Annotated in this window: 17 protein-coding genes and 1 pseudogene; 7 read left to right on the forward strand and 11 right to left on the reverse strand. The window is 68.3% G+C overall.

Annotation, left to right across the window (positions count from 1 at the left end):
• Positions 1–78 precede the first annotated feature (78 nt).
• The 3 genes from HWX31_RS08245 (at position 79) to HWX31_RS08255 (ending at position 3756) form a co-directional block, all read left to right on the forward strand.
• On the forward strand, positions 79–1005 hold the full coding sequence (locus HWX31_RS08245; RefSeq protein WP_059616751.1) for a LysR family transcriptional regulator: 927 nt from the start codon (positions 79–81) through the stop codon (positions 1003–1005).
• A 224-nt stretch (positions 1006–1229) separates the two neighbouring features.
• Positions 1230–2486 carry an MFS transporter gene (locus tag HWX31_RS08250; protein ID WP_174959273.1) on the forward strand — a complete coding sequence of 419 codons (1257 nt, stop codon included), beginning with the start codon at positions 1230–1232 and terminating at the stop codon, positions 2484–2486.
• A 166-nt stretch (positions 2487–2652) separates the two neighbouring features.
• Positions 2653–3756, forward strand: coding sequence for an NAD(P)H-dependent flavin oxidoreductase (locus HWX31_RS08255; protein ID WP_059663367.1), 1104 nt, complete (start codon positions 2653–2655; stop codon positions 3754–3756).
• Between the two features lie 385 nt (positions 3757–4141).
• On the opposite strand, the gene HWX31_RS08260 is transcribed toward HWX31_RS08255, so the two are convergent.
• Entirely contained in the window at positions 4142–4606 is a 465-nt protein-coding gene (locus HWX31_RS08260) for a RidA family protein (RefSeq protein ID WP_059663364.1), read from the reverse strand.
• 213 nt (positions 4607–4819) lie between these two features.
• Between HWX31_RS08260 and HWX31_RS08265 the strand changes: the two genes are divergently transcribed.
• Positions 4820–5755, forward strand: a complete 936-nt coding sequence (locus HWX31_RS08265; protein WP_174959271.1) for a LysR family transcriptional regulator — start codon at positions 4820–4822, stop codon at positions 5753–5755.
• Between the two features lie 41 nt (positions 5756–5796).
• Here the strand turns inward: HWX31_RS08265 and HWX31_RS08270 are convergent, their stop codons facing one another.
• Both HWX31_RS08270 and HWX31_RS35335 read right to left on the reverse strand, forming a co-directional pair.
• The gene (locus tag HWX31_RS08270; RefSeq protein ID WP_174959269.1) at positions 5797–6504 is read right to left on the reverse strand and encodes an SDR family NAD(P)-dependent oxidoreductase; all 708 of its coding nucleotides are present in this window, start codon (positions 6502–6504) and stop codon (positions 5797–5799) included.
• 208 nt (positions 6505–6712) lie between these two features.
• Positions 6713–6835 (reverse strand): annotated as a pseudogene (locus HWX31_RS35335) (arsenical-resistance protein); the annotation flags it as partial.
• A 77-nt stretch (positions 6836–6912) separates the two neighbouring features.
• Between HWX31_RS35335 and HWX31_RS08275 the strand changes: the two are divergent.
• Entirely contained in the window at positions 6913–7974 is a 1062-nt protein-coding gene (locus HWX31_RS08275) for a DMT family transporter (protein WP_174959267.1), read from the forward strand.
• Between the two features lie 40 nt (positions 7975–8014).
• Here HWX31_RS08275 and HWX31_RS08280 read toward each other — a convergent pair whose 3' ends face one another.
• Positions 8015–8431: a plastocyanin/azurin family copper-binding protein gene (locus HWX31_RS08280; protein ID WP_174959265.1), complete on the reverse strand. Its 417-nt coding sequence runs from the start codon at positions 8429–8431 to the stop codon at positions 8015–8017.
• A gap of 307 nt (positions 8432–8738) precedes the next feature.
• Between HWX31_RS08280 and HWX31_RS08285 the strand changes: the two genes are divergently transcribed.
• Together HWX31_RS08285 and HWX31_RS08290 are read left to right on the forward strand one after the other, a co-directional pair.
• Positions 8739–9266, forward strand: a complete 528-nt coding sequence (locus HWX31_RS08285; protein ID WP_174959264.1) for a hypothetical protein — start codon at positions 8739–8741, stop codon at positions 9264–9266.
• Positions 9267–9290: 24 nt separating this feature from the next.
• Positions 9291–10622 (forward strand): DUF2325 domain-containing protein, encoded by a 1332-nt coding sequence (locus HWX31_RS08290; protein ID WP_174959263.1) that lies wholly within the window; start codon positions 9291–9293, stop codon positions 10620–10622.
• A gap of 15 nt (positions 10623–10637) precedes the next feature.
• Here the strand turns inward: HWX31_RS08290 and HWX31_RS08295 are convergent, their stop codons facing one another.
• The 7 genes from HWX31_RS08295 to HWX31_RS08325 form a co-directional block, all read right to left on the reverse strand.
• Entirely contained in the window at positions 10638–10961 is a 324-nt protein-coding gene (locus HWX31_RS08295) for a winged helix-turn-helix domain-containing protein (RefSeq protein ID WP_059619565.1), read from the reverse strand.
• Positions 10962–11073: 112 nt separating this feature from the next.
• A complete protein-coding gene (locus HWX31_RS08300; protein WP_415493178.1) occupies positions 11074–11679 on the reverse strand; it encodes a nitrogen fixation protein NifQ in 606 nt (201 codons plus the stop codon).
• Positions 11679–11804 carry a hypothetical protein gene (locus HWX31_RS35150; protein WP_279613143.1) on the reverse strand — a complete coding sequence of 42 codons (126 nt, stop codon included), beginning with the start codon at positions 11802–11804 and terminating at the stop codon, positions 11679–11681. The genes HWX31_RS08300 and HWX31_RS35150 overlap by 1 nt, the downstream gene beginning before the upstream one ends.
• A 125-nt stretch (positions 11805–11929) precedes the next feature.
• Positions 11930–12355, reverse strand: a complete 426-nt coding sequence (locus tag HWX31_RS08310; protein ID WP_174959262.1) for a TOBE domain-containing protein — start codon at positions 12353–12355, stop codon at positions 11930–11932.
• 167 nt (positions 12356–12522) lie between these two features.
• A complete protein-coding gene (locus HWX31_RS08315) occupies positions 12523–14022 on the reverse strand; it encodes an efflux transporter outer membrane subunit (RefSeq protein WP_174959261.1) in 1500 nt (499 codons plus the stop codon).
• A complete protein-coding gene (locus tag HWX31_RS08320) occupies positions 14019–14975 on the reverse strand; it encodes an efflux RND transporter periplasmic adaptor subunit (RefSeq protein ID WP_174959260.1) in 957 nt (318 codons plus the stop codon). The genes HWX31_RS08315 and HWX31_RS08320 overlap by 4 nt, the downstream gene beginning before the upstream one ends.
• Position 14976: 1 nt before the next feature.
• The gene (locus HWX31_RS08325) at positions 14977–15189 is read right to left on the reverse strand and encodes a DUF1656 domain-containing protein (protein WP_059616722.1); all 213 of its coding nucleotides are present in this window, start codon (positions 15187–15189) and stop codon (positions 14977–14979) included.
• Between the last annotated feature and the right edge of the window lie 14 nt (positions 15190–15203).

Consider the following 15203-nt stretch of genomic DNA (forward strand, 5'->3'; position numbering starts at 1 on the left):
GTCGCTTTCCCGCTGCGGTAGACTGCACGCTCGCTTGCCCGCCGCCACTCACACGGACCGCTTGCGCCCACATACGCCATGGATCGAATCGATGCGATGAAGGTGTTCGTCGCCATACTGGACGAAGGCAGCCTTGCGGGCGCGAGCCGGCGGCTCGGCCGGTCGCCGGCGGCGGTCAGCCGCGCAATCGCGTTCCTCGAGGAGCACACGGGCACCGCGCTGCTGTACCGGACCACCCGGACGATTCGGCTGAGCGAAGCCGGCGAACGCTACGCTGCCGCGTGCCGCCGCATCCTGTCCGATCTCGAGGAAGCCGACATGCTGATCGCCGACGAACGCTCGGCGCCGCGCGGCATGCTGACGGTCACCGCACCGGTTGCCGCGGGCGAGGACGTGCTGCGCGCGCTCCTCGACGAATTCATCGAACGTCATCCGGCCGTGTCGATCCGCCTGCAACTGCTCGACCGTCCCGTCAGCCTGATCGACGAAGGGATGGACGTCGCGCTGCGCATCGCGCACCTGGCCGATTCCACGCTCGTTGCGATTCCGATCGGCGCAGTTCGGCGTGTCGTTGTAGCATCGCCCGACTACCTGGCCAAGCATCCGGCGATCGATACGCCGGCCGATCTCGCGCAGCACCGGATCATCTCGATGACGCACTTCGGGCTCGACTCCTGGAGCTTTCCGCCATCCGGCTCATCGGCGCTTCCGCAAGTCGTCCAGTTCGCGCCGCGCTTCATCGTCAACACGATCCGTGGCGCGATCGCGTCGGCCGTCGCGGGCCACGGTGTCACACGACTTTTTTCATATCACGTTGCCGAGCACGTACGGGACGGCTTGCTGCGGATCGTGCTGCGCGACAGCGAACATGCGCCGCTGCCCATTCATCTCGTCACACCTTACGGGAGGCTGTCGGTTCCGAAGGTGCGCGCGTTCGTCGATTTCGCGGCGCCGCGCCTGCGCGAGCACTTCGCGCGGCTGGCGGCCATTACCGACGACCACTGAACCGGATCGCGGAAGAATGGCTTTCACGTGACGGCGATTCTCTCGGCAGCCGGCTCAATCTAGACTGCCTTCAACCGACGGGCGCACCGTGCGCCCGTCCAGCGAATGGAGGTCGCCATGCATCGAGCGCTGCTGTACCAGCCGAGTGCGCATGCATTCAACGTATCGCGCGGCACGGTGTTCACCGTCGGCCCGGCCGATCCGCTTACCCTGCCGAGGGCGCAATGAGCACGACCGTACACGCGCTCGCCGGGCAGCTCGCCGAACGGCCCGGCGCCAGTTATGCCGAACGCAATGCGCGCTACTGGCGACGCAATCTCGCCGTCTGCGTGTTCGGGTCGTTCACGACGCTCGTCAGCCTGAGCATGCTGCTGCCGTTTCTGCCGCTGTACGTGCGGCAACTCGGCGTCGACGCGCAGTCGGCCGTGATCCAGTGGTCGGGCATCGCGTTCGGCGCGACGTTTCTCGGCACGGCGGTCACCGCGCCGCTGTGGGGCCGCCTCGCGGACCGCTTCGGCCGCAAGCCGATGCTCGTGCGCGCGGCGATCGGGATGGCCGTCGTGATGTCGCTGATCGGTATCGCGCACAACGTGGTCGAACTCGTCGCGCTGCGGCTGATCGCGGGGCTCGTCGGCGGCTACGCGTCGGCATCCACCGTGATGGTCGGCACGCAGGCGCCGCGCGAGCGCGCGGGCTGGGCGCTCGGCATCCTGTCGACCGGCGCGCTTGCGGGCAATCTCGTCGGGCCGCTCGTCGGCGGTTTGCTGCCGGGCTGGATCGGTATCCGCGGCACGTTCTTCGTCGGCGGCGCGATGATCGCCGTCGCCGCGCTGCTGACGATCTTCGTCGTGAAGGAAGACTTCAACGCGAACTCCGACGCGAAAACGCGCATCGCCGCTGCCGCCGCGAGCACCGCGCACCGCACGAATCGCGCCGCGGTCGCCGCGCTGCTGGTGTCGGCGATGATGGTGTTGCTCGCGAACATGTCGATCGAACCGATCATCACGGTCTATATCGGCGACCTCGGCGTAGGCGGCGATCGCCTCGCACGTGTTGCAGGAGTCGTGATGGCATGTTCGGCGCTCGGCAGCATGCTGACCGCCGCGCGGCTCGGCGCGCTGGCCGACCGGATCGGCAGCTGGAACGTGATCATCGGCTGTCTGCTGCTGACCGCGCTCGCGATGGTGCCGCAGGCGTTCGTCACGCACTGGTGGCAGCTCGCCGCGCTGCGCGTGCTGATGGGCATGACGCTCGCGGGGTTGCTGCCGTCGATCGGCAAGCTCGTCCGGCAGTCGGTCGACGAGCGCGCGACGGGGCAGATGCTCGGCTACCTGCAGTCCGCCCAGTTCAGCGGGCAGGTGGTCGGCCCCGTGATCGGCGGGCAAATCGGCGTCGCGCTCGGCCTGCATTCGGTGTTCTTCGTGACGGGTGCGCTGCTGGCCGCCTGTGCGGCACTCGTGCACTGGGCGCGCGGCCGATAGCGATGGGTTGCGGACCGCGGCCTGGCGTAGGATGGGGGCAGTTGCGAATGCGTTGGCCGGAAGCGGAGACACGGACAATTCATCGCATGGTTGCGCGACGTTTTCGAAACAGAGGGCCGCTTACGGCAGAAGCATTTCGATGTGAGTATTGCAGGAGGCAACCGGCATGAATGATTCGACCGAAAACCGGACGCTGTTGCGCACGCTCGGCATTCGCGTGCCGATCGTCCAGGCGCCGATGGCCGGCGTCAGCACACCGGCGCTCGCCGCCGCGGTGTCGAACGCGGGCGGGCTCGGCTCGCTCGGCGTCGGCGCGACGAACGCCGACGGCGCGCGCAAGATGATCCGCGACACGCGCGCGCTTACCGACCGGCCGTTCAACATCAACGTGTTCTGTCATCGTCCGGCCCGAGGCGACGCAGCCGTCGAACGCGCGTGGCTCGACTGGCTCGCGCCGGCCTTCCGCGAATACGGCGCGACGCCGCCCGCATCGCTGTCGGAGATCTATACGAGCTTCGTCGAGGACGGTGCAATGCAGGCGATGCTCGTCGAAGAAAAACCGGCGGTCGTCAGCTTCCACTTCGGGCTGCCGTCCGCGGACGTGATCGCCGCGCTGAAGCGCGCGGGCATTACGCTGTTCGCGGCCGCGACGAATCTCGACGAAGCACGACAGATCGCCGCCGCCGGCATCGACGCTATCGTCGCGCAAGGCATCGAAGCCGGCGGGCACCGCGGCGTGTTCGATTCGACCGCCCACGACGATCGCTACGGCACATTCGCCCTGACGCGCCTGATCGTGCGTGAATGCCCGCTGCCGGTGATTGCCGCCGGCGGCATCATGGACGGCGAAGGCATCGCCGCCGCGCTTGCGCTCGGCGCGCAAGCCGCGCAACTCGGCACGGCGTTCGTCGCGTGCCCTGAGACGTCGATCGACGACGGCTATCGCCGCGCGATTCTCGGCGACGCCGCGCGCCGCACGACGTTTACGTCCGCGATCTCGGGCCGGATCGCTCGCGGCATCGTGAACCGGCTGACCGCGCTCGGCGACGATCCGCATGCGCCGTCCGTGCCCGCATATCCGATCGCGTATGACGCGGGCAAGACGCTGCATGCGGCCGCGAAGGCGAAGGGCGAATTCGGCTACGGCGCGCAGTGGGCGGGGCAGGCGGCGCCGCTGGTGCGCTCGCTGCCGGCCGCTGAGCTGTTCGCGACGCTCGAACGCGAAACACGGGCTGCGATCGACCGTTTGCAGCATGCACTGGACTCCTGATCGTGCGATCCGCGGGCTGCAGGCACGTGCCGGCGATCAGCTCACATAAAGCGTCGAACGATGCAGGGCTCATGTCGGCAATCGCGGCGAACGGCGCAATGACCGCCGGAAGCCGCAACGCGCATAAATCCGGTCGCTCGAAGTTGAAAAGCGCACGTGATTACATCGCATGCGCTTTATTTGGTGAACATTGACGACCGATTCCGTCACGCCACGCTCGATGACCGAGATAAAGCGAGCGCCCGGCGATGCGCGTCGCGTGCCGGCTGCCCGACTGCGTGGCCGCGACGGCGTCGCTGCCATGACCGGCGCCGTCAGTTGGCAGTGTTTTATCAGATGCGATCAGACCGAATGCGATATCGTGTATTTCAACGTATCCGGAACGTCAAGCCGGATCGATCTCCGCGATCACGACAAGAATGACGGCCGCGTCGCCCGGCAACTGGCGCTGTGAAAATGCCGAACGCGCGTGTCCCGCCTTGCCGCCGAGCACGGCCGCGAACAGATCCGACGCGCCGTCGATCACCGCCGGCTGCCCGAAAAAGCCGTCGGCCGAACTCACGTGCCCTTCGATGCGCACGATCTTGCGCAGGCGATCGAACCCGCGCAAATGCCGGTGGATTTGTGCGAGCACATTCAGAGCCGCGAGCCGGGCGGCGTCGCGGCCTGCGTCGACGCTTAGCTGCTCGCCGACACGGCCGGTATAGGCGAGCCTGCCGTCGACGAGCGGCAGTTGCCCCGACACGAACATCAGGTTGCCGGCTTCGCTGACGGCCGTATAGTTGCCGAGCGGGTTCGGCGGTTCGGGTAACGCGAGGCCGAGTTCGGCCAGCTTCTGTTCGACGTTCATGTCGTTCTCCTTGAGGGAAATTGGATCGGGAGATCGGTGTTGCCTGTCAGGTACTCTAGTTGTGCGGCCGCAGCCGGTAAATGCCGGCGGCGCAATTGATTCGGGACACGATGTAACGAATCGCGTCGCGCCGCGCGCTGGTTTCCCGCGCGATATTCGTGCACACTCGTTGCTTCACCGCGCGCCCCATACCGGAGATGGCAGGAACGCCCCATGCAACGAAAATTCGACGACTTGCTGCTGGGCAGCATCGAGCTGTTCTGTCTCGCGGCCGAACTCGGCAGCTTCACGCTGGCGGCAACCGCGGCGAGCGTCACGCCGGCCGCGGTCAGCCGCTCGGTGGCGCGGCTCGAGGAGCGTCTCGGCGTGCGGCTGTTCGTGCGCACGACGCGGCAGATTCGCCTGACCGATTCCGGCCGGCGCTATTTCGAGCAATGCCGCGATGCGCTGTCGCAACTCGTCGACGCGGAGCGCGAAGTGACCGGCGAGCAGGCGACGCCCGCCGGCGTGCTCCGGATCAGCATGCCGACGCCGTACGGGCACTATCGTGTGCTGCCTCTGCTGCCTGCGTTTCGCGAACGCTATCCGGACGTGCGCGTCGAAACCCACCTGAGCAACCGCAACATCGACTTCGCCGAGGAAGGTTTCGACCTTGCGATCCGCGGCCGCGCGCCGGCGGATTCGAGCCTGGTCGCGCGCAAGCTGGAGGACGCCGAACTCGTCGTCGTCGCGACGCCCGGCTATCTGAAGCGCGCCGGCGTGCCGCGCGCCATCGACGACCTGCATAAACACGAATGCATCCAGTTCGAGCTCCCGAGCAGTGGCCGGCTAATTCCGTGGCTGTTCAATGACGGATCGGAGGAAATCGACGTCGCGACGGCCGGCGGCTACGGCACGTCGGGCGATGTTCTCGCCGGCGTCACGCTCGCGCGCAGCGGCGCGGGCCTGTTCCAGACCTATCGCTTCATCGTCGAACGGGATCTGACGGAGGGAACGCTTGCGGAGGTGCTGTCCGGCCAGGGCGGCCGGTCACGGCCGTTCTTGCTGCTGTATCCGCATGCACGATATCTGTCGTCGCGCGTGCGCGTATTCGTCGACTTTCTCGTCGAACATTTGCAGCAGGCTCCCGGCAAGCGGGCGCGGCGCTAGCCGTATCCGGCCGCGCCGCCGCGTGCCGACAACGTTGCCGCTCAATGTCCGGCACTCTGGCCGCCGTCCACATGCAGGATCTCGCCGGTGACGAACGGTGCCGAATCGAGATACAGGATCGCGCCGACGATGTCGCTCATTTCGCCCATCCGGCCGACCGGATGCAGCGATGCGAGCGTCGCGTGCATGTCGGGCGCATGCATCGGCGACTTGATGATGCCCGGCGATACAGCGTTCACACGGATGCCGGCCTTCGCGTACTCGATCGCGAGCGATTTCGTCGCCGCATTCAGCCCGCCTTTCGTCAGCGACGCCAGCACCGACGGCACGTTGCTGTTCGCGTGGTCGACGAGGCTCGTTGTAATGCTGACCACGTGCCCGACGCCGTGCTGCTGCATTGCCGCGATCGCGCGCTGCGTGATGTGGAAGAAGCCGTCCAGGTTCACGCGGGTGATGGCTGCATAGTCGTCCGCGGTGTATTGCGTGAACGGCTTCGCGATAAATACGCCGGCGTTGTTGACGAGCGTGTCGACCCGGCCGAAGTGCTCGATTGCGGTGTCGACCACGCGTTGCGCGACGGCCGGATCGCCGATGTCGCCTGCAACGGTGACGAGATCGGAATCGTTCGACGGCCGGATCGACCGGGATGTCGCGACGACGCGATGACCCTGGGCGCGGAATGCGTTGACCGTTTCCGCGCCGATGCCTTGCGATGCGCCGGTGACGATGATGACTTTGGACGTGCTCATGATATGCCTCGACAGGTGACTGGTTTTCGGCTTCGGTGCCGACCGGATCGATGAATCCGATGGACCAGACTCTAGGCGCGTCGGGCCGGAGTTCGAACACCCACCGTGGACCAACAGTCTTGCGTCGCGGGAACAAATGCGGGGCAGCGGCGGTGATTGACATGCACCAGGGTTTTGAATCTCCGGGCGCGAACAGGCAGCGAATGAACACCCAACCCAGGGACGTCATCGAGGCGACGATGCACAGGGCAACCGGGACCATCAGATAGCATTCGAAGAAGTTGATGGCGGGCTTCGCGACGGCTTTTCCGGGAGGTGCAACGTTTGAAATGACGTCAGGCCGTCAAGCAGGTGAGATACTCTGCGCACGTCGCCGCAAGCGCTGCGCAACCTACATTCCCCGATCCCATGCACTCGAGATTCAACGCGATCGTCGTCGCACTGACCGCGGCTGCCCTGTTCGGCGCCGCCACGCCGCTGGCCAAGGCGCTCCTTGGCGCGATGTCGCCGTTCATGGTGGCCGGCCTGTTCTACCTGGGAAGCGGGCTCGGCCTGGGCGCCGGCATCGTGATCCGCCGGTTGCGACGGCCCGCCGCGCACGCCGACACAGGTCACGCGCTGAAGAAATCGGAGCTTCCCTGGCTGGCCGGTGCGATCGCAGCGGGCGGCGTCGCCGGGCCGGCGCTGCTGATGCTCGGCCTGGCGAGCACGCCGGCCGCCACGAGCGCGCTATTGCTCAATCTGGAAGGCGTGCTGACTGCAGTGATCGCGTGGGTGGTATTTCGCGAGAACGTCGACCTGCAGGTGTTCCTCGGCATGGTGGCGATCGTCGCCGGCGGCATGCTGCTGTCGTGGAAGCCGGGTGCGGCGGGCGTGCCGACGGGCGCGCTGCTGATCGTCGGCGCCTGCCTGTGCTGGGCGATCGACAACAATCTCACGCGCAAGGTGTCGGCGAACGACGCGATGGTCATCGCATGCATGAAAGGGCTGGTCGCCGGCCCCGTCAATATCGCGGTCGCCGTCGCGGCAGGCGCGGCCTGGCCCGCCGCCGCGACGACGGCGGCCGCGATGCTGACGGGCCTGGCCGGCTACGGTGTCAGCCTCGTGCTGTTCGTCGTCGCGCTGCGCGATCTCGGCACGGCGCGCACGGGCGCCTATTTCTCGGTTGCGCCGCTGTTCGGCGTCGCGCTGTCGCTGCTGATCTGGCCGGAGCTGCCGTCCGTCGCGTTCTGGATCGCCGCCGCGCTGATGGCGCTCGGCATCTGGCTGCACGTGCGCGAACGACACGATCACGAGCATACGCACGAACGGCTGGAGCATACGCACCGGCATCGCCACGACGCGCATCATCAGCACACGCACGACTTTCCGTACGAAGGCGACGAGCCGCATACGCACCCGCACGTGCACTTGCCGATCACGCACTCGCACGCGCATTTCCCGGATATCCATCACCGTCACCGGCATTAGCACGCGTTCGGTCGCCTCCTTTCCATTCACGCGGAATCGTTCAGCGCGTGACGACCAGCGCCACGTGCATGCCGGCCGAATAGTGGCCGGGCTTGTTGCAGATCAGCGCGTAGTGGCCGGGTGCAAGCGTCAGCGCGAGACGCCTGCGCTTGCCCGGCGCGATATCCTCGATTTCGCCGACCTTGTGCAGACGCTGTTCCAGCACCTGTCCTTTGCGGACGGGCAGCGCGCCGTCGGCGAGTTTCGTCTTCAGCACGACGAGCTCGTGCGTCATGTCGCTGTCCGCTGAATTCACGACGTCGAACGTGATCTTGCCGGCTTTCACGTCATGCGGTTCGAGCTGGATCGAGTCCGAGCGCAGCGTCGCCTTGACGGTCTGCTGCGCGTGGCACGCCTGCGACGCGATGCCGAGCGCAGCCATGCCGGCGACGAGCGCGGCACGACAAGCGGGGTTCATGGTTGCCTCCCTGCGCGGTGAAACCTGGCGCCTGTCGAAACGGGCGCAACCTGTCCGGCGGCAAGAACGGGCAAGCCGGGGCGACGGTGCGTCTCTGTTCCGATGCGCGAAGTACGTGCAGTAAACGTTCGGCCCGGACGGCTTATTCCTGGGGGCGGGCATCGTTTTCCGGCGGGCGCGATCGCGTCATGCGGAGCCGCACAGTCGCGGAGCGAATCCGCACTCGCTATATTCTGCTGTATATTACGAGGCCATGGAGAAGCGACGCACCGTCGAGTGACGCGCGTTTGGTTGCAGCGAGGGCGGGATGGATGAACTGGTGCAGCAGGGTCAGGACGACGGCGTTGCACGCGGCGCGCAGTCCGCGAGAATCGTGCCGCTGAGGCGGCGCGAGGACGGGCAGCGTGCGGAGCGGATCGCGCACGTGGCCGATGCGTTCGCGCGATTGCGCGGCAGCGTGTTGCGTTTCATCGCGATGCTCGACGAGCGGCAAGACGCGGATGCGCCGAACGCCGGCGCACCCGACGCGCGGCGTTTCGATGCGCTGCTGCAGTCGCTCGCGTCCAGTGCCGAACGTGCGGAATTTCGTCGCTTGCCCGAGCTGCAGCGCTGCATCGAACGCGTCGGGGCGGCGGAACGATACCGCGACGTGATCTTTTTACATTCGCCGCCGGCGAGCGATGCCGAGCTCCGCGATGCCGCCACGGTGCTGGAGCTGCTCGACGCCGAGCTCGTCGGGCTGTGCGTCGCGCACGTGCTCGCGGGTCGCGCCGAGCACCTGTTGCCGCCTGATGCGGCGTCGATGCCGCGCAGCGGGCGCGAGCGCTCCGCCTGAATCGCCAATTGATCGAGGTCCGCGATGGAGATGCCCCCGTTTCGACTGTCCCGACTGGCGCCCGGCCAACCCGATGCGAAACCGTTGCATCCATCGCAGGACCGCTGCTGCGGGCCTGCGCCCGTCACCCGCGCGACGGCGAACCGCCGGGCGCGCCTCGCCGAACTCGATCCGCACTTCCACTGCTCGGTGATCGGCACCTGCCTGACGACGGCGGAACTGCGCAAGCTCGTGCCTCGCCATGCCGACGTTGATCGCGAGCAGGCCACCGACCTGCAGATCCATCATGCGGCGGTTGAGCTCGCGACGCAGGGCGGCGAAGGCGCAAAGGCGCTGCACAAGGCGCTCGATCAGCGTTACGCGCTTGCGGTCAAGCGCTTCGGCGCCGCGACGGATGCCGACGCATTGCGTGCGCTGTGGGCCGATGGGTTGAAGACCGGCGACGTGCCGCCCGCATACTGGGCCGTCATCACGCATCCGGCCAGCACGCCGGAACTGCGCCAGCTTGCGTTCGGCGACGTGCACATGCTGTCGCATCTGGTGGGCGCGGCCAACCGGGCCGACATCCGGCGACTCGTCGCGCTCGAAGACGAGAACGTGACGCTCCGGAGCAAGATCGAGCGCCAGCAGCACAGGCTGCAGACCTTCGCCGTCGAACGCGACGCCGAGGTGCGCGGACTGCGGGCGACGATCGAATCGCTGAGCGCGGCGGCGAGCCGCCGTGCCGAGCCGGCCGGCGACGGCCTGCATGTGGAACTCGCACGGCTGCGTGACGCGGTGAGCGGGCGCGATGCCGTCGTCGCGCTGCACGCGAGCCGCCGCGGCGCTGCCGAGGATCGGCTGCAGGAGGAACAGCTGCGGGTACAGGCGATGCGCGCGCAACTCGACGAGATGCGCGACACGATCGAGACGATGAAGCGCGAAGCGCATGCGATCGAGCAGACGGTACAGCGAACGCTTGCCGAAGCCGGGAGCGAGCCGGCCGCGCTCGCACGCTTGCAGGGCAAGCGCATCGTATACGTCGGCGGTCGCCCCGGCGCGCATGCGGCGATCAGGCGGCTCGTCGAATCGGCAGGCGGCTCGCTGACGGTTCACGACGGCGGCATCGAAGACCGCAAGGGCAAGCTGGCGGCGTCGATTCCGGGCGCCGACCTGGTCGTGTTCCCGGTCGACTGCGTCGATCACGATTCGATGAACACGCTCAAGCGTCTGTGCGAGCGACACCGGATTGCCTATCACCCGCTCAGGACCGCGAGCGTCGCCAGTTTCGTCGATCTGATGACGGACGACCACGACGATACGGCGCAATCGTCCCGCTGCGGCCGTGTATCGGCGTTCTGCCTGCGGCACGGTTAGCGCCGCATCCGGTCGTCAGGACTGCATGAGGTCGGTGAGGGCCGCGATCTGTTTCGCGCAATGCTTTTGCGCCTGCAGCTCGATCGAGCGATAGAGGCGGACGATTTCCTCGCCGACCGGCGTAAGCGTGCAGCCGCCGCCGCTGTGCCCGCCTTGCTCCGACACGGTGGCGGGCGACGTCAGCGAGCGGTTCAGTTCGTCGATCAGCAGCCACGCCCGGCGGTACGACATGCCGAGGCTGCGTGCGGCCGCCGAAATCGAACCGTGTTCGCGCACCGCTTCGAGCAGCGCGACTTTGCCCGGGCCGAGCGCGACCGTGTCGCCCTTGCGGATGCGCATGCGGAAACTCACGCTGGGTTCATCGGCTGCGGGCCGCTTCGCGGCGGTGGAGGGCTTGGTCATGCGCGACAGGATACACGAACGGCTTGGGCGCGCGACGGCTGCGCGGCTGCTATTGCGTGCGCGGAAAGCAATGGGCGTAGTCCTCGCAACCGGGGCATCCCGGCGCGGGGGCGGGCGGCACGCCGAGGTCGGCCGCGATTTCGCGTGCAAGAAACTTCTTCCAGCGCAGATGCGCGACGTTGCGCGCCGCCAGCGCGGGGAAATAGCGCGCCAGCATGCCGGATACCGCGTCGCGTCCGTCGAGCCCGAGGTCCCGCCACAAATGATCGGGACGCAGGCACGCGTGAGCGACGATCGCGGCGACGCATTCGGCGTCGTCGTGGCGAACCGCGCGACTGGCATCGCGCAACAGCAGTGCGCCGAGCGTTGCGACGAAGTCCGCATGCACGCTGTTCCAGAGCGCGATCCGGGCAGGCGGCGCGGCGATCGCAGCCGGCGGCAAGTGCGGAAAGTGGCGGGCCAGCAGCGCGGCGAACTGCGCCTGCGATAGGCCGAGCAGCGCGAGCTCGCCGCGTCCGCCGCGTGCCGCGATGAGCGTCGCGAACAGACGGGCGTCCGGCGCATCGGGATCGGCCGCGCCGGCCAGCAGCATGCGCCGCTGCTGCTCGCAGGCGAGCGGCAGGTTTGACGGATCGGTTCCGTCGGATGCGGACATCATGGCGCCAGCACGCGGACGATGATCCGCGCGAGCCGATTGATGTGGCGGGGCGCGGCAAACACGTCGGCGCCGGAAAACAGCACCGGCGCGGCGATGGCGGTCAGGATCTCCGCGGTCCCCATGCTTCGGCCTCCAGATCGATGCCCGGGCGGTCGCCCGAGCAATAGTGCGGAGCGTATATCACGATGGCGACCCGTGCAAATCCACGGCGCAGGTTCGATGCGCGGCGGCCGCCATCGCGAGGGCGTCACTCGACGCCGACGATCACGCTCGACGCCTTGAAGATCGCGGCGGCGGCCTTGCCGCTGGCGAGCCCGAGACGCTCGACGCTGTCGTTGGTCACGATCGCGACGATCTGCGCGCCGCCCGGCGCGGCGATCGCCACTTCCGCATTGACCGCGCCCTTCGTGACGGACGACACCGTGCCCGCGATGCAGTTGCGGGCCGATACCTTGCTGCTGTCGACGTCGACCATCACGACGACCGACGACGCCTTGACCAGCGCGAATGCCGCTGAGCCGGGGGCAAGGCCCAGCGACGCGGCGCTGCCGTGCGTGATGACGGCGACGATGTCGAGGCCGTCCTGCGTGCGGAGCGTGATTTCGTCGTTGACTGCGCCGGCCTTGACGGCGGCGACCTGTCCGGCGAAGTGATTACGGGCGCTGGTTCGCATGTGAGTCTCCGGAATGGGGGTCGCTGCCCGGCGGGCAGCAAAGGATGGAAGGGATGCGCCGGACAGTTTACCGCCGACGCGAACGGCCGGCGACATCCGGTCGCTATGGTGCGGATCACGCATCCGTGTGGCCGCGATGGCCCGGCCGCCGTGACGCGACGTGGGAGTCATTCCTGCGTCGCCGGTTTGGCCGACGCGCTTGCGGCCGGCCGTACGGCGCCTTGCGCGGCCGGCGCCGCGTCCGCTTCCCAGCCGCCGCCGAGCGCGAGGAACAGCCGAACCTGATCGGCCGCGACCTGCCCTTCGGCCGCCGCGACCTGCGCGCGCACGCTCGTCAGCGTGCGGGTCGCGTCGAGATCGGAGATGAACGACTCGCGGCCGGCCAGGTACAGCCGGTGCGTTTCGTCGGCTGAGCTTCGCGCCGATTCAAACGCCGTCAGCAACGCATCCGCGCGCTGCGTATCGGCCGCGTAGGTCGCGAGGCTCGATTGCGTTTCGCGCAGCGCGTTCAGTACGACGCCGTCGAAATGCGCGAGCGCGCCGGCGCTCGCCGCTTCGGCGTCGCGCACGCGCGCGCGCTGGCCGTTGACCGGGAAGGTCCAGCTGATCAGCGGTCCGAACGCCCAGCGATTGGTGACCGGCGAGAACAGGTCGCCGGCGAGGCCGGTCGTGCCGGCCGTCGCGCCGATGCTGATCGACGGATACAGCGCGCCGATCGCGACGCCGATCCGCGCGGTGGCGGCGGCAAGCTGCCGCTCGGCCTCGCGGATGTCCGGCCGGCGCCGCAGCAGCGCGGCGCCGTCGCCGACCGGAATCGGCTGGCGCAGCTTCGGCACGCGTTCGCACGTGCCCACCGCCTTCGGCAGGTCGGCCGGCGCACGCGCGAGCAGCGCGGCGAGCTGATACTGCGCGACCTTGCGGCGTCCCTCGAAGCGCGGGATGTCCGCGGCGAGCGTGCGCACCTGCGTCACGCCGCGCGTCACATCGGTCTGGTTGCCGCGTCCCGCGTCGCGCAAGCGCTGCGACAGCGCGACCCGCTGCCTCTGCAGCGCGAGCGACTGCTTCGCGACCGCGAGCTCGTCACCGGCCGAGCATGCTTCGACGTACGCGCGCACGACGTCCGCGACGACCGTGATGCGCGCGAGATCGCCGGCCGCCTCGACGGCTTCGCTGTCCGCGCGCGCGGCTTCGACGCCGCGCCGCAGCTTGCCGAACAGGTCGATCTCGTACGACACGCTGATGCCGAGCGAGCCTTCGTTCACGACCGGCAGCTTCTTGTCGAGCAGGAACTGCTCGGCCGATTCCTGCGCGCGCTGCACGCCGGCCTCCGCGCTGCCGGAAAACCCGCCCTGCGCGTTGGCGACGTCCAGCGCCGCGCGCGAGCGCGCGAGGTTCGCGGCCGCGACGCGCAGGTCGGTGTTCGACTTCAGCGCATCCCGGACGAGCCCGTTCAGCACGGGGTCGTCGTAGAGCTGCCACCAGTTGCCGGGCAGCGCGTCGTGCGACACGAGCGTGCCGCCCGCGCCGTCGAGCGCCCCGTTCGCGAGGGGCGCGTTGACGTACGCCTGCTGCGGCAGGTGGTAGTCGGGGCCGACGGACTTGCACGCGCCGAGTGTGAACGCGAGCGGCGCGAGCGCCGCCGCGAGATGGAGGCCGCGCTGCTTCATTGCGATGCCCCCGCCGCGCGGGCGGCCGCGCCGGACGCCGATTGCGCGCCGGCCGCGCCCGGCTTCGCGTTGCCGTCGCGGCGCGGGTCCGCCGTGCGCACCGACACGGTCGCGGTGCGGCCCGCGATCATCCGGAAATCGTCCGGCACGTCGTCGAGCGCGACGCGCACCGGCACGCGCTGCGCGAGCCGCACCCAGCTGAATGCCGGGTTCACGTTCGGCAGCAGGTTCGCGCTTTGCGTGCGGTCGCGATCCTCGATCGCCGCGACGATGCTCTGCACATGGCCGCGCAACGGATGCGGCTCGCCCATCACCGTGATGTCGACGGCCTGGCCGATATGGATGCCGCGCAGCTTGGTTTCCTCGAAGTAGCCGTCGACGCGGAACGAGTGCTGATCGACGACCGACAGCACCGCGCGCCCGGCCGGCACGTATTCGCCGACGCGCGGCGCGCGGTCGTTCAGGTAGCCGTCGACCGGGCTCGCGATCGTCGTGCGCTGCAGGTTCAGGCGCGCGGTGTCGAGCGACACCTGCGCATCCTCAACGGCGGCCTCGCCCTGCTCGACGCGGGTGCGGCTTTCCTCGACCTGCTCGCTGGCGACGAGGTTGCCGAGCTTCAGGTTGCGCGCGTATTCGCGCTTCGCCTGCGCGAGCGTCGCGCGGCGCTGGTCGAGCGTCGCCCGCGCGAGGCGTTCGGCCAGCGCATAGCGTGCCTGGTCGATCACGAACAGCACCTGGCCGCGCTTGACCGGCTGGTTGTCGACGACCTGCACCGACGTGATGAGGCCGGACACGTCGGGCGCGACCTGGATCACGTCGGCGCGCACGTGGCCGTCGCGCGTCCACGGCGAGAACATGTAGTAGTTGACGATCCGCCACAGCACGAGGGCGGCCACGACGACGACGATCAGCGTCAGCAGGATCTGTGCTGCGGAGAACCAGGTTTTTTTCACGTTAGGTAGCCACGAGATGGTGGGACACGATCACGACGGCGGCGAGCACGAACACGTAGATGCCGAGATCGAAGATCGAACGGTGCCAGACGAGGCGATAGAAGCCGACGCGCGCGAGCCCGGCGCGGATCACGACGTTGATCAGGTACGCGATCAGCATCAGCACGAGCGGGGCCGGCACGAAGACGCCGAAGATGTCGATTTCGCCGATCATGGTCGCGATGGCCG

Origin of the sequence: Burkholderia ubonensis (assembly GCF_902833085.1) — a bacterium.
Lineage (GTDB): Bacteria > Pseudomonadota > Gammaproteobacteria > Burkholderiales > Burkholderiaceae > Burkholderia > Burkholderia ubonensis.